This is a genomic window from Rossellomorea sp. H136, from assembly GCF_056838065.1.
Map to the genome: position 1 here is coordinate 2,224,515 of NZ_CM166371.1, position 14,724 is coordinate 2,239,238.

Genomic DNA, 14,724 nt, shown 5'->3' on the forward strand with positions numbered 1-14,724 from the left:
AGAATGTTGAAAAAACATATTGATACAATGCTTGTCCAGGCAGGAAATCGGAAAGATCCTGCAACGGGTGCTGTCAGCCTGCCCATCCATTTATCGACTGCCTATGAACATAAGGGGATTGGGCAATCGACAGGCTATGATTACACAAGAACAGGAAATCCAACCCGTGCCACCTTAGAAGACACTCTCACTCAATTGGAGGAAGGGCACAGAGGGTTTGCCTTCAGCTCGGGGATGGCAGCGATTCAGGCAATCCTTAGCTTATATTCCAGCGGGGATGAATTGATTGTTTCGAAAGACCTATACGGCGGGAGCTACCGTTTATTCGTGCAATATGAAGCACAATATAGCATCAAATTTCATTTCGTCGATACCAGTGATGCCGGCTCCATAGAAGAACAAATTTCTAAGAGAACAAAGGCCATTTTTCTTGAAACGCCAACCAATCCATTAATGAATGAAGCAAGTATTTCTGAGGTTGCTGGACTCGCTAAGCGTAACGGATTGCTTTTAATTGTAGATAATACCTTCTACACACCTATTCTGCAGAAGCCACTTACTGAAGGAGCAGACATTGTTATTCACAGCGCTACGAAATACTTAGGGGGACATAATGACGTGCTGGCAGGTGTTGTGATCGTAAACACAGAGGAGTTGGCGGAAAAGATCTACACCATTCAAAATTCAATCGGTGCTGTTCTCGCCCCTTTTGATTGCTGGCTCTTATTAAGAGGGATGAAAACCCTAAGTCTCAGAATGGCTCAGCACGAAAAAAATGCAAGAGAATTAGCGGAGTATCTTGATGTGCATGAATGTGTAACAGATGTTTTATATCCGGGAAAAGGCGGCATGCTTTCCTTTCGTATAGCAAAGGAAGAATGGGTTGCTCCCTTTCTCCAATACTTAAAAATTATTACGTTTGCTGAAAGTTTAGGAGGGGTCGAAAGTTTTATCACCTATCCAGCTACACAAACGCATGCAGACATTCCTGAAGAAGAACGAAATAAGTTGGGTATCTGCAACAGACTCCTGCGGTTTTCTGTAGGAATTGAATTTATTGATGACCTGATTGAAGACCTGGAGAATGTTTTTCAACAATTGGAAAAAGAGGTGCTTACGTATGAGTAAAAAACCATTTTCACTTCAGACGTCACTCATTCATTCTCACGGAGTTGATAAAGAAACAGGAGCGGTCTCTACGCCGATTCATCATGCTACAACCTTTCATCAACAGGATTTTGATCAGTATGGCACATATGACTACAGCCGTTCAGGGAATCCGACGAGGGAAACAGTCGAAGAAACGATTGCTGAATTAGAAGGCGGGGTAAGGGGCTTTGCCTTTTCATCTGGAATGGCGGCAATCTCAACAAGCTTCTTATTATTGTCGAGTGGAGATCATGTTCTCGTTTCAGAAGAAGTGTACGGTGGGACATACAGAATGATCACCGAGGTCCTTACTAAGTTTGGAATTGAATATTCATTTGTGAACATGAAGGATCTACATGAAGTGGCTTGTTCAATCAAGCATAATACGAAAGTGATTTATATGGAGACACCATCCAATCCGCTTCTGAATATCACCGATATTGAAGGAGTCGTAAAGCTTGCCAAGGCAAATGGATGTCTAACGTTTCTTGATAATACATTCATGACTCCCCTGCTGCAAAGACCGATCAGTCTAGGTGTGGATGTTGTTCTACACAGTGCCACAAAGTTTCTTGCCGGACATAGTGATGTCTTGGCAGGTCTTGCCGTAACGGGAAATGAAGAGATTGCCAGGAAACTTGCTTTCTTGCAGAATTCGTTTGGTTCTGTCCTCGGTGTTCAGGATTGCTGGCTGCTTTTAAGAGGACTGAAAACACTGCATGTACGATTGAAGGAATCATCAGAATCAGCGTATAAGATTGCGACCTTCTTAGAAAAGAGAAAGGAAGTAGAAGAAGTGTATTACCCAGGATTGAGCTATCATCCCGGTCGTGAAATTCAAGTTCGACAAGCAGAGGGTCCTGGAGCGGTTCTTTCCTTCCGGTTAAAAGGGGCAGAGGAAGTGAAGCAACTCATACAAAATGTAAACATTCCCGTATTCGCCGTCAGTTTAGGAGCTGTTGAATCAATTCTATCCTATCCATCAAGGATGTCACATGCTTCTATGCCAAAAGCAGAACGGGAAAGAAGAGGTATTACAGATGGTTTATTACGGTTATCAGTAGGACTTGAAAACGTGGATGAATTAATTATCGATCTTCAAAAAGGTTTAGATAGTATACAAAAGATCAATCGAAAAAACGTGATAAATTTATAAAGGCTGTTTGCGTAAACTTTGTTGCTTTTAAGGGAGAGTGGTGCTCGCTTTCCGCGGGGCGTGAGTTTCTGAAAATAGATAAATATAAATACATGCACGTTTTAACTTTAACAGCCTGCTTTTTTCGAAGTGTTGAGCGATTGATATTAGCCATAGCAGATATCCTTTCTGTCGAATGCTTTTGTCACTTTTGAGCACTGTCACGCAAATTTTGTTTAGATGGTGAGGGAACTGCGTAGACTCCTGCGGAAGAACGGCCGTACGCTAGCTGCAAGCGGAGCAGTTCCCCTCACCATCCAGCACACAACGGTTGACAGAGCCTAGGCAGACAAATTGTTCAAAACAACAATCTTTACGAAAAGAGCCTATATAAAAAGGAGGGAATGTCATGAAGCCGTTGCTGGAAGCACTGAAAGAGAGAATCTTAATTGCAGATGGGGCCATTGGAACGTTGTTGTATTCATATGGAGTGGACAGATGCTTTGAAGAACTGAATCTTTCTCACCCAAATGAAGTGTTGAAAGTCCATAAAGAGTATATTGATGCAGGAGCAGATATCATTCAGACCAATACGTATGGAGCCAATTATCAAAAGCTTTCCAGATACGGGTTGGAGGATTCGGTTAAGGAAATAAATACAGCTGCAGTGCGTCTAGCAAGAAAAGCCGCGGGTGAAAACACCTATATTCTTGGCACCATCGGTGGAATCAGGGGCATTAAACAAAATGTGTCGCTGGAAGAAATCAAAAGAAGCTTTCGGGAACAGCTATACTGTTTATTATTAGAGGGTGTAGATGGTATTCTGCTTGAAACCTATTATGATTTCGAAGAATTAACCACTGTATTAAACATCACTAAACGTGAAGCAGACATTCCTGTCATTGCTCAAGTTTCTCTTCATGAAACGGGAGTTCTACAAAATGGAATGGAGATAAAAGATGCTCTTCAAAAATTAGAATTATTGGGGGCCGATGTTGTCGGCATCAATTGCCGCATGGGGCCATTTCATATGGTGAACTCATTAGAGGTAGTTCCATTACCTAAAAGGGCATTTCTATCCGTCTATCCCAATGCCAGTCTGCCAAACTATGAAGAAGGTCGATTCTATTACTCTGCTGAGCCTGATTACTTTGGAGATATAAGCAACGAATTGCGACTGCAAGGTGCAAGAATCATTGGGGGATGCTGTGGAACTACACCTGATCACATCCGTTCTGTAGCAAGCAGGTTAAAAAGCCGGGAGCCTGTGAAAGAAAAAGTGGTGAAAGCAAAGAAGGTAGTTCAGTTATCGTCACCTTCTATCAGGGGAAACTTGCTGCATGAACAAGTAAGGGAAAAGAAAACGATCATTGTTGAACTCGATCCACCTAAGCATCTCGACACGAAGTTGTTCTTCCAAGGGGCTGAGGCATTAAAGGAAGTTGGAATTGACGCACTCACGCTTGCAGACAATCCGTTAGCATCGCCTCGTATTAGTAATGACGCCATTGGCAGCCTGGTCAAGTCCAAATTTGATCTTACGCCTTTAGTTCACATCACTTGTCGGGATCGAAACCTGATTGGACTTCAATCCCATTTAATGGGGTTACACACGTTAGGAATACACAATATATTAGCCATTACGGGAGATCCGGCCAAGATTGGAGATTTTCCTGGGGCAGCATCCGTTTATGATTTATCTTCACTTGAACTCATTGAATTGATTAAACAGAACAATGAGGGGATATCCTTCTCAGGTAAATCACTCCGGGAACGTACTCAATTTTCAGTTGGTTCAGCCTTTAATCCAAATTTCCGTCATTTAGACGCTTCTGTAAAAAGGCTTGAAAAGAAAAAGAAAGCCGGAGCTGACTATTTCATTTCTCAACCGATCTTTGGGAAAGAACAGCTGATTCAAGTACATGAAGCTACGAAGCATTTAGATGTTCCGATCTTTATCGGAATCATGCCATTAATCAGCCCAAGAAATGCAGAGTTTCTCCATCATGAAGTACCGGGAATCAATGTTCCAGAAGAAACAAGACAAAGAATGAAGGAAGCGGGAAGTGATCCCGTAGTTGCAAGAACAGTTGGAATGGAGATAGCAAAAGACTTACTTGACACAGCAATAGATCTTTTTAATGGGATATATCTTATCACGCCTTTTGTCAGGTACGATATGAGCATTGAACTGATTCATCATATACAAGCGAAAACCAACACAGAAAGAGAGGTTCCCTATGGCCATCACTTTGTTTGAAGAACAGCTTAGGAATAAAATACTCGTACTCGATGGAGCAATGGGAACGATGCTTCAACAAGCGAATTTAACCCCGGAGGATTTTGGAGGAGAGGAGCTTGAAGGGTGTAATGAAAATCTGGTTCTAACAGCACCGGAGGTAATCTATAAGATTCATCTGGAATATTTGAAAGCCGGAGCTGATGTGATTGAAACGAATACATTTGGTGCAACCCCCATCGTACTGGACGAGTATGATATAGGTTCTAAAGCATACGAAATCAATAAAGTAGCAGCTGAAATCGCCAAAAAAGCAGTTGAAGATGTTTCAACTCCCGAGTGGCCCAGATTTGTTGCAGGATCTCTAGGTCCCACTACCAAAACCTTATCTGTTACAGGAGGAGTAAGCTTCGATGCGTTAGTAGGAAACTATCGTGTTCAAGCGGAAGGTCTTCTCGATGGAGGAGTTGATGTATTGCTGCTTGAAACGAGCCAGGATGCTTTAAATGTAAAAGCAGCAAATCTCGGAATTCGAACTGCTTTTGAATCCAGAGGAAAAGAGATCCCCATTTTGTTATCTGGAACCATTGAGCCTATGGGCACTACACTCGCCGGGCAAACAATCGAAGCATTTTATTTATCCCTTGAACATTTAAACCCATTGGTAGTTGGTCTAAACTGCGCAACCGGACCTGAATTTATGCGCGATCATATTCGCACCTTATCAAGTCTGGCCACTACCTATGTCAGCTGTTATCCAAATGCAGGACTTCCTGATGAAGAGGGAAATTACAATGAGACCGCTGATTCACTCAGTGTAAAGATGAGAGGTTTTGCTGAGAAAGGATGGCTGAATCTTGTTGGAGGGTGCTGTGGAACGACACCGGAGCATATTCGTGCCCTTTCCGAAGTGGTGAAGGGATTACCTCCTCGTAAACCCAATGAGTCTCACCCTCATGCAGTGTCAGGAATTGAAGCGTTCGTCTATGAGGATACAGACAGTAGACCAATCCTGGTCGGAGAACGGACGAATGTCATCGGTTCGCGTAAATTTAAACGATTGATTGCAGAGAATAAAATAGAAGAAGCGTCAGAGATTGCGAGAGCACAGGTGAAAAATGGAGCTCAGGTAATCGATATCTGCCTTGCAGATCCCGATCGTGAAGAAGTAGATGATATGAATGTCTTTATCCAAGAAGTGGTGAAAAAAGTAAAAGTTCCACTTGTCATTGATTCGACGGATGAGAAAGTGCTTGAGACCGCCTTGAAATATTCTCAAGGGAAAGTGATTATAAACTCGATTAATCTCGAAGACGGAGAAGAGCGGTTTGAGAAGATAACAAAGCTTATGAAGGAATTCGGAGCGGCGGTTGTGGTAGGAACGATTGATGAAAAAGGAATGGGAGTGTCTGTAAAGCGTAAGGTAGACATTGCCATCCGCTCACATAAACTGTTAACAGAGAAATATGGGATAGCTTCAGAAGACATCATCTTTGACCCTCTCGTTTTCCCTGTGGGAACAGGGGATAAGCAATATATAGGATCAGCCAATGCAACCGTTGAAGGGATAAGGCAGATTAAGGAAGCCTTACCTGAATGTCCTCATATCTTAGGGGTTAGTAACGTTTCTTTTGGACTGCCCCCTGTCGGAAGGGAAGTCCTAAATGCGGTATATCTTTACCACTGTACCAAAGCGGGGCTGGATTACGCCATAGTCAATACGGAAAAATTAGAGCGTTTTGCCTCTATTCCTGAAGAAGAAGTTCGAATGGCGGAGAAACTCTTATTTGAGACGACTGATGAAACACTGGCTGAATTTACAGCGTTTTATAGGGGGAAAAAGAAAGAAGTAAAGGTACCAGTCAACACTATGAATCTAGAGGAAAGACTGGCTCATTATGTGGTAGAAGGGACGAAGGAAGGACTGATTGCCGATTTAAATAAAGCCTTGGAAAAATATGACGCTCCCCTTGAAATCATCAATGGCCCCCTTATGGCCGGAATGAGTGAAGTCGGAAGGTTATTTAATGATAACCAGCTGATTGTAGCGGAAGTATTACAAAGTGCCGAAGTCATGAAAGCATCCGTTGCTCATTTGGAACCACATATGGAACAAACGGAAAGTTCATCTTCGAAAGGCAAAGTGATCTTAGCTACGGTTAAGGGGGATGTTCATGATATTGGTAAGAATCTCGTTGATATAATCCTCAGTAATAACGGATATAAAGTAATTGATTTAGGCATTAAAGTAACACCTCAGGAATTGATCGAAGTCATACGGGAAGAGAAGCCCGATATCGTAGGTTTGTCCGGGCTCCTTGTGAAGTCTGCCCAACAAATGGTCATTACTGCTCAAGATTTGAAACAGTCTGATATATCAGTTCCTCTTGTAGTAGGAGGTGCGGCACTCACCCGAAAATTCACTACAAATAAAATTGGCCGGGAATACGATGGGCTGGTTCTTTATGCGAAGGATGCAATGGATGGCCTTGGCATCATGAATGGGATTCAACATGAAGAAACGAGGCTACAGCTGGAAGAAGAGAGTCGTGTAAAGTTAAGTAAGGTAGTTTCGACTGAAGACTCGTCGAATCTAAATACATCTTCTGTTGCGGTGAAAGTACGTTCTACTGTTGCGAAAGATGTAAAAGTTCATGTCCCTTCTGACTTGATTCCGCACACCATTAAAGAATTTTCACTTGATCAAATCCATCCCTACATTAATCAGCAAATGCTGCTTGGACATCATTTAGGGATCAAAGGGAAAATTTCAAGATTACTGGAAGAAGGAGACGAACGAACGGTCGGCCTAAAAGCAGTGACGGATGAATTATTCCAAAAAGCAAAAAGGGAAGGGATGATTCAAGCATCTGCACGATATCAATTTTTTCCTTCTCAATCAGATGGTGATAATGTTGTTATATATCACCCGGAGGATTCTTCCACAGAGATAGAACGATTTCATTTTCCAAGACAAGCAGGAAATCAGCATTTATGTTTAGCAGATTACTTGCGGCCTGTAGAAAGTGGAGAAATGGATTATGTCGGTTTCTTTGCCGTAACGGCCGGTGTGAAAATCAGACATTGGGCAAGAGAGATGAAGGAAGAAGGCAGATTCCTTGAAAGTCACGCCCTACAGGCTCTTGCCTTAGAAACAGCAGAAGGGCTGGCTGAAAGAGTGCATGAAATGATGAGAAGCAGGTGGGGTTTCCCTGATCCCGTTGATTTTACAATGCAGGACCGGTTCCGAACTCATTATCAAGGACAACGTTTTTCATTTGGGTATCCCGCCTGTCCCGAACTTGAAGATCAGAAGAAGCTGTTTAAGCTTATTCAACCTGAAAGAATCGGAATCCAATTAACAGACGGATGTATGATGGAACCGGAAGCATCGGTAACAGCGATGGTCTTCGCTCATCCGGAAGCAAGATATTTTAATGTATTATAAATACCATACTAAAAAGGCAACTTCCCAAAGTGGAGTTGCCTTTTTGCTTTTGTGGCGAAAGTTAGTAGTTTATTCTTATTGATTTTTTGGCAAGACCAACAGAGGTCCACTAATTCAATATAAAAATGAATATTTAGGTAATGAAAGAATTTAATGTTTAGGGGATGAAGGATAATCGGCTTGTAGAGTAATAAAGGGGAAACACAGAGTCAAAAAGAGTGATCTTCTGTTTTAACACTTTGATTACTAAACTTGGTTTCGAGAAATTCCAGTATTCTCTCTTCTGAGAATCCTGTGACCATCGATAGATTGAGTAAACTGGGCTTGATGCCTATTGACACACAGAAATGATAGGCACTTTGGATAGCCAGTGTTTCAATACACCTTCTTGTCAGATTATTTTTCATTCTCTCATCAGCTCCCAACTATTTTGACAAATGACTAAGTAGTAGGATTACGACATCATATTAAGATTTGCGGTTGGTTTCTAGTAGGAGATTCATATTCATCAAAATAGTATATCGAGGCATACCTGCTGTCTCTTTCTCTATTAATACCCTCATTATACACTTTATATTGTGAATTGTAGAGATGATTATACAAAAATATGTAATGTTTTCAGAATATATTTATAATTTTTTCGGATTTATATATATTTTTTATAGAGTGTAATAAATGGTATTACTTAGGGGAAACGTGATGAAATCTATAAGATTTAGCCTGATGTTGGTTTTGTTTCTTGCTGCGTCTGTTGACAGGGGGGACGGACCTGTAATGCTCATAAAGAAGTGTGTCTGAATGGAAATTTTGTATGAATGTGATATATAATGAAGAATGGTAATAGAAAAAGTCGAAAGCTGATTGATCGACTCAACTTTAAAGGCATAATCATTAATAAAGAAGATACTAGAGAAAAGGGTATGATTTCCCAACTACTCTTTGCATCAGACAGAGAAGAAGAAATTGATATAAATTTGTTGGATATCATAGGAGGAATCATACATGCATAGAAATCAGGAACTACATACATTTTTATTAAGTAAGGCTCGTCAATTAACGGAAGATTGGTATAAATCCCTGGATAAAAGTACAACAGGTGGTGTTTATTCTTCCTCAGATCCCAAGGTGATAGAAACTTTAAAAAATCAAAACTTTGAGTTTCACGGCATTCTTTGTAATGTGTTTGCTCAGGAAAAAGAAACGTTTAACAAGAAAATCGATGAATGGGTCTTGACCATTGCAGAGGATAAGGAGCATTTAGAAACCCCAAATCATTATATTCTTAGAGAATTTATGAGGGTTAGACATCAATACCTGGAATTCTTGAAAGAATATGCCGAAACTCATATGGAAGAAAACATCTTCGAACAATTTAGCCGTTGGAATCAAGTTATTATTGAAGCATTTGATCGGGTTATGTTGCGTTTTGTTGAGCTGCAAACAGAAGTGGTGGAGCTGCAGATCCAATCCCAGCAGGACGTGATCAATGAATTAAGTTCACCTGTCATATCCTTGAATGGACATACAGCGCTTTTACCCCTTGTAGGTAATATCGATCCTACACGTGCGGAATTAATATTAGAGAATGCTTTGGAACAATGTGTTCATAAGGAAGTTTCTCAATTGTTCATCGACTTATCAGGAGTTGTATTAATAGATACGATGGTAGCCCATCAAATCTTTCAGCTAATCGATGCACTTCAGTTGATCGGTGTTAAGCCAATTCTATCTGGGTTACGACCTGAGATCGCACAAACAGCTGTTCAGCTGGGATTGAATTTTGACAACCTGACGATTACTTCTACGTTGTCACAAGCCCTGACTATTAAAAATAATGAAATCGAATAATTAATCATATTAAAACATTCGTACATAGTGTACGGATGTTTTTTTGTGGGGATATTGGAGAGTGTAGAAAAGCAAAAAATATTTCGAAATAAAATATCTTGAATTAAAGATACTTTTCGTGTATGATAAAGATAGAAACTAAGAAAGAATAATACTAAGGAGTGAATCCATTATGAACTTAAAATCACTTAAAGGGCAGCATCACGTTTCTGCCATTACAGCAAATGCAAAGAAAAATTATGAATTTTACACAAAAACACTAGGACTTCGACTCGTGAAAAAATCAATTAACCAGGACGATACATCCGTCTACCATCTTTTCTATGCAGATGAAAGAGGAAATCCAGGGACGGACCTTACATTCTTTGAAATTCCACATGCGGGTAATACGTATAAAGGGACGAATAGTATTTCATTAACAGCACTGCGAGTGAACACGGATGAGTCGTTAGCTTATTGGAAAAAACGCTTTGAAGAGATGAGCGTTGAGCATGACGAAATTTCTCACCATAGTGGGCGGGCAACACTAAGCTTCCGTGATTTTGAAGGACAGCGACTCATGCTTGTGTCAGATGAAAAGAACGAAGGAGTTCCTGGTGGGAAGCCTTGGGACAAGAGCCCGGTACCCGCCCAGCATGGGATTGTTGGTCTTGGTCCGATTACGCTGACGGTTGCCCGTGGGGAAGATACGGCATTGGTACTGAAAGACGTATTAGGGTTTAGAGAAATAAGGACTTTTCCTTCAGATGTAGATGGACAACCGGATATCCGTGTGTTCGAAACAGGGGAAGGCGGTACTGGCGGAGAGGTTTATCTTGAAGAAAGAAATGATCTTCCACAAGAAAGACCGGGAAGAGGAAGTGTTCATCATGTAGCCTTCCGTGTGGAAGATGAAGATGAATTACGTAAATGGGTAGATTGGGTCACACAAAACCGCTTGCCGAATTCAGGTTTTGTTGAAAGATACTATTTCCGTTCCCTTTACTTCCGTGAACCAAATGGCATTCTTTTCGAACTGGCTACAGACGGACCAGGCTTTGAGACTGATGAAGATTTTGATAATTTAGGTGAAAATTTGTCACTTCCACCATATTTTGAAGCGCAAAGAGATTCCATAGAAGCGAAATTAAAACCATTAGATACAAAAGAATAAAGGAGGAAGTCAGCTTGAAACATATATTTAAACAAGGAAATATAGACTTACCCACACTTCTGCTTCTTCATGGAACAGGTGGAGATGAGCGTGACCTATTAACGCTTGCTGATATTATTGAGCCAGATGCTTCTGTATTAAGCGTAAAAGGGAATGTGGATGAAAATGGAATGGCCCGCTTTTTTGCACGCTTACGGGAAGGTGTCTTTGATGAAGAAGATTTAGTATTCCGAACGAAGGAATTGAATGAATTCATTGATGAGAGTGCTATAAACTACGGGTTCGATCGTCAAAATATTGTTGCGTTAGGATACTCCAATGGTGCGAATATTGCGGCAAGTTTAATGTATCATTACAAGGATGCATTAAAAGGTGGAATTCTGTTTCATGCTATGGTTCCTAGACGAAATGTCAAGCTTCCAGACTTAAGTGACTCACTTGTATTCATTGGTGCAGGAAAGCGAGATCCGCTCATCCCCATGCAAGAAACAATGGAACTCGTTAAGAATCTTCAAGATGCCCGAACACAGGTCAGAGAGTTCTGGACAGAAGGTGGACATGAGCTTCGTCGTGAAGAAGTAGATGAAGCGAAAAGATGGTTTGAAGAAAACTTTAAATAATTTTCAGAATCCGGAAGGGGAAATACTTCCGGATTTTTTTATATTCATTTATAATTAACGCCTTCATACGCATCGAACACTCTTAGCATTCCAAGGGTCAATATTCCCTTCCATTCTTCTTGGGCAATAGGCCAGGTCTCGTCATATTGACCGAACCAGGACCAATTCGGCTGCCAATAACCTTTCTGGTGTTGAGTTTCAGTTTCGACATTCAATTGCATATATACCTCCTCTTTTAAGGCTTCATAAAAAGGGGAAGCAGGATGACTGGCTATCTGTAATGGTTTCGCTACATATTCATTCCAGCGTGATGGATCGGTACAAACCGTCTTTCGAACGGAAGAAGAAAGAATCTTATAAAGAATGGATTCCGTTTCCCCTTTTACCTCAGAAAGGAGTCGATCATAACAGAGAAAATCATGCATCTCTATTGGGTGTGAAAGTTTGTTTAACTCTGTGGCCGCTCTCTCAGTCCATTCTTTTAATCGAGGGTGTTCTGGACAAAACAAATGGAAATAACCTACTATTTCAGCATTAGGGTTAGCCCAAGTCGTTTGAACGCCGCTATGTCCCTTTTCAGAATCAAAATGCCACCATGGAGCATGGGGAACCATATTAACCTCTTCAGGCACGGCATGCCAGCCGTTGATTTCCTCATCGTATGTGTCTTGTAGGTAGCTCATCGCTTTTTGAACGATAGGGTGTTCGGCTGAAAGCTTTAAATCCTTTGCATGCTGTAAACCAACGGTTGTTGCCAATGGAGATGAACAGTCCAGGCGGAAATCTGGCTCTAAAGAGCGGCCGAATCCTCCGTCACGATTTTGGAAACGAGATAATTCTTTGATTGCTTCCTCTTTACTACCTTCTTCAAAATAAAAGCTAAATAGCTTTTGTTCAATTGGTCTTGCATGGGTTTTGATATAGGTAGCTGCTGTATTCCATTGTTGTGTTGTCAGTTTCATAAGAGATGCTCCTTTATCGTAATTTAGATTTGAATGATAATTATTCGCTACCATATTACATTATCTATTGGGTGAGAGAATACCTGCTTGTTACGATAATTAGTTGGAATACAAAGGTCCGTCCCTCAAAAAGGGAGAAGAATAGAAACTTCTATTATTATAAAAATCGATGCCTGATTTTCGGCGGCATCGTTGTTTTATTGAGGTTATAATAAAGGAAGAATGAAATAGTGGAGGAATGAGGATGATTTCAGTCGAACTACAAAGGGAGTATTATCAAGCGTTAGTGGAAAAAAGATCGGAATACGAAGGTGTTTTTTATGTAGGTGTTAAAACGACTGGTGTGTTTTGTCGCCCGACTTGTCCGGCTAGAAAACCTAAATTTGAGAACTGTGAATTCTTTGAAACAGCTCAACAAGCCCTTCTGGCGTCGTTTCGACCATGTAAAAGATGTAAGCCCTTATCGCACCCCAATAGTATCTCAGATGTTGTAAAGATGCTGGTAGAGGCTGTGGAAGAAAATCCTGTAAAACGTTGGAAGGATAAGGATTTTCAGGAGCTATCCATAGATGCATCTACTGCACGGCGTCAATTTAAGAGGAGGTTCGGTATGACCTTTGTAGAATATGCAAGAGCCCGCAGGATGGGGATTGCCATGAAGTACATCAGAACAGGATCGATGGTGATGGATGCTCAACTTTCAACGGGATATGAATCAAGCAGCGGTTTCAGAGATGCATTTTCAAAAATTATGGGAACGCCACCAGCTTTGTCTCATCAACAGCACATACTAAAAGCAGCTTGGATTGATACGAAACTTGGACCGATGATTGGAATTTCCGACGAAGAGGCTTTATGCCTGCTGGAATTTGTTGACCGACGCGGTCTGGAGAAAGAAGTGGAGAGAATGAGGGAAAAAACAAAGGCGGCGATCGTTCCCGGATCTACCGAGCCACTTCGTTCCATCGAAAAGGAATTGAACGCCTATTTTGAGGGCACTTTATCAGCCTTCCAAACCAAGTTGAAAATCAACGGCACACCTTTTCAACAGAACGTTTGGAGCGAATTGCAAAGAATACCTTTTGGACAAACCAGATCCTACACTGAGATCGCTCAAAATATTTCCTGTCCGTCAGCTGTTCGAGCAGTCGCAAGGGCAAATGGATGTAATCAGCTTGCGATCATCATTCCTTGTCATCGAGTGATAAGAGCGAATGGAGATCTTGCCGGCTATGCAGGTGGTCTTAACAGGAAAAAATGGTTGATTGAACATGAAAGCAAGATGAATAAAGGAATGAAGGGATCATTCACCAACTAACTCCATAGAGAAGAATACAAATGAACAAATATGATGAAAAGGTGGTCAAACATGAAAATTGATGAAGTAATGGCAGCGCTTGAAGAGATGGGAAACGAACAGACCAAAAATACATATTTACGTCACGGCGCACATGAACCATTATTCGGAGTGAAAATTGGGGATATGAAAAAACTGGTGAAATATGTGAAAAAAGATCAAGGTCTTGCACTAAGCCTGTACGAATCGGGAAATTTCGATGCCATGTACCTGGCAGGATTATCTGTAAATCCTAAAAAAATGAATAAAGGAATTTTACAGGATTGGGTCAATAAAGCAGATTGGTATATGCTTGCTGAATACACTGTTGCTAATATAACCGCTGAGAGCGACTACGCTATTGAATTAGCGAATGAGTGGATCAAATCGGAAAATGAAATGACGGCAACGGCTGGCTGGAGTGCCTATGCAGGGTATATTAGTATTACCCCAGACCAAGAAATCAATATTGACGAAATTAAACAGTATCTGACACATATTGAAAAAACGATTCATGAAGAGAGAAATAGAGTACGTTACGTAATGAATGGATTTGTCATTTCTGTTGGAGCACATGTAGCTCCGTTGTTAGATGAGGCAAAACAAGTCGCGAAAAAAATTGGGAAAGTACATGTCGATGTTGGAAATACAGCATGTAAAGTACCTGTAGCCACCAGCTATATAAAGAAGATAGAAGATAAATACAGAGTCGGAGTGAAAAGAAAGACATGCATTTGTTAATTAGGTAAAGTGAGGTTGGAAAAGAGCTCATATTGAATTTATTTGGCCGGGCTTACGGTATTATTACCATATTTTCAATGAATTTATGCTTCT

The 14,724-nt window shown here is 41.0% G+C and carries 12 protein-coding genes; 10 read left to right on the forward strand and 2 right to left on the reverse strand.

Going from position 1 to position 14,724, the window contains the following annotated elements; all coding sequences use genetic code 11:
• The first annotated feature begins 3 nt into the window (after positions 1-3).
• The 4 genes from ACYH0O_RS11160 (at position 4) to metH (ending at position 7,971) form a co-directional block, all read left to right on the forward strand.
• Complete coding sequence (locus ACYH0O_RS11160) at positions 4-1,128, forward strand: methionine biosynthesis PLP-dependent protein (protein WP_482632268.1); 1,125 nt, start codon at positions 4-6, stop codon at positions 1,126-1,128.
• Positions 1,121-2,305, forward strand: a complete 1,185-nt coding sequence (gene metC / locus ACYH0O_RS11165) for a cystathionine beta-lyase (protein WP_482632269.1) — start codon at positions 1,121-1,123, stop codon at positions 2,303-2,305. Before ACYH0O_RS11160 ends, metC begins: the two co-directional genes overlap by 8 nt.
• Positions 2,306-2,693: 388 nt before the next feature.
• Entirely contained in the window at positions 2,694-4,544 is a 1,851-nt protein-coding gene (locus ACYH0O_RS11170; protein WP_482632270.1) for a bifunctional homocysteine S-methyltransferase/methylenetetrahydrofolate reductase, read from the forward strand.
• A complete protein-coding gene (gene metH, locus ACYH0O_RS11175; RefSeq protein ID WP_482632271.1) occupies positions 4,525-7,971 on the forward strand; it encodes a methionine synthase in 3,447 nt (1,148 codons plus the stop codon). The genes ACYH0O_RS11170 and metH overlap by 20 nt, the downstream gene beginning before the upstream one ends.
• A gap of 209 nt (positions 7,972-8,180) precedes the next feature.
• Here the strand turns inward: metH and ACYH0O_RS11180 are convergent, their stop codons facing one another.
• Positions 8,181-8,378: a hypothetical protein gene (locus ACYH0O_RS11180; protein WP_482632272.1), complete on the reverse strand. Its 198-nt coding sequence runs from the start codon at positions 8,376-8,378 to the stop codon at positions 8,181-8,183.
• A 420-nt stretch (positions 8,379-8,798) separates the two neighbouring features.
• Between ACYH0O_RS11180 and ACYH0O_RS11185 the strand changes: the two genes are divergently transcribed.
• The 4 genes from ACYH0O_RS11185 (at position 8,799) to ACYH0O_RS11200 (ending at position 11,592) form a co-directional block, all read left to right on the forward strand.
• Positions 8,799-8,981 carry a hypothetical protein gene (locus tag ACYH0O_RS11185; RefSeq protein WP_482632273.1) on the forward strand — a complete coding sequence of 61 codons (183 nt, stop codon included), beginning with the start codon at positions 8,799-8,801 and terminating at the stop codon, positions 8,979-8,981.
• Positions 8,974-9,819 (forward strand): STAS domain-containing protein, encoded by an 846-nt coding sequence (locus ACYH0O_RS11190; protein WP_482632274.1) that lies wholly within the window; start codon positions 8,974-8,976, stop codon positions 9,817-9,819. The genes ACYH0O_RS11185 and ACYH0O_RS11190 overlap by 8 nt, the downstream gene beginning before the upstream one ends.
• Before the next feature lie 172 nt (positions 9,820-9,991).
• A complete protein-coding gene (locus ACYH0O_RS11195; RefSeq protein ID WP_482632275.1) occupies positions 9,992-10,972 on the forward strand; it encodes a ring-cleaving dioxygenase in 981 nt (326 codons plus the stop codon).
• A gap of 14 nt (positions 10,973-10,986) precedes the next feature.
• Positions 10,987-11,592 carry an alpha/beta hydrolase gene (locus ACYH0O_RS11200; protein ID WP_482632276.1) on the forward strand — a complete coding sequence of 202 codons (606 nt, stop codon included), beginning with the start codon at positions 10,987-10,989 and terminating at the stop codon, positions 11,590-11,592.
• Positions 11,593-11,636: 44 nt separating this feature from the next.
• On the opposite strand, the gene ACYH0O_RS11205 is transcribed toward ACYH0O_RS11200, so the two are convergent.
• Positions 11,637-12,554, reverse strand: a complete 918-nt coding sequence (locus tag ACYH0O_RS11205) for a hypothetical protein (protein ID WP_482632277.1) — start codon at positions 12,552-12,554, stop codon at positions 11,637-11,639.
• A gap of 244 nt (positions 12,555-12,798) precedes the next feature.
• Here ACYH0O_RS11205 and ACYH0O_RS11210 point away from each other — a divergent pair, with 244 nt between their 5' ends.
• Both ACYH0O_RS11210 and ACYH0O_RS11215 read left to right on the forward strand, forming a co-directional pair.
• Positions 12,799-13,872 carry a bifunctional transcriptional activator/DNA repair enzyme AdaA gene (locus ACYH0O_RS11210; RefSeq protein WP_482632278.1) on the forward strand — a complete coding sequence of 358 codons (1,074 nt, stop codon included), beginning with the start codon at positions 12,799-12,801 and terminating at the stop codon, positions 13,870-13,872.
• 51 nt (positions 13,873-13,923) lie between these two features.
• Positions 13,924-14,631, forward strand: a complete 708-nt coding sequence (locus tag ACYH0O_RS11215) for a DNA alkylation repair protein (RefSeq protein WP_482632279.1) — start codon at positions 13,924-13,926, stop codon at positions 14,629-14,631.
• Positions 14,632-14,724: the final 93 nt, after the last annotated feature.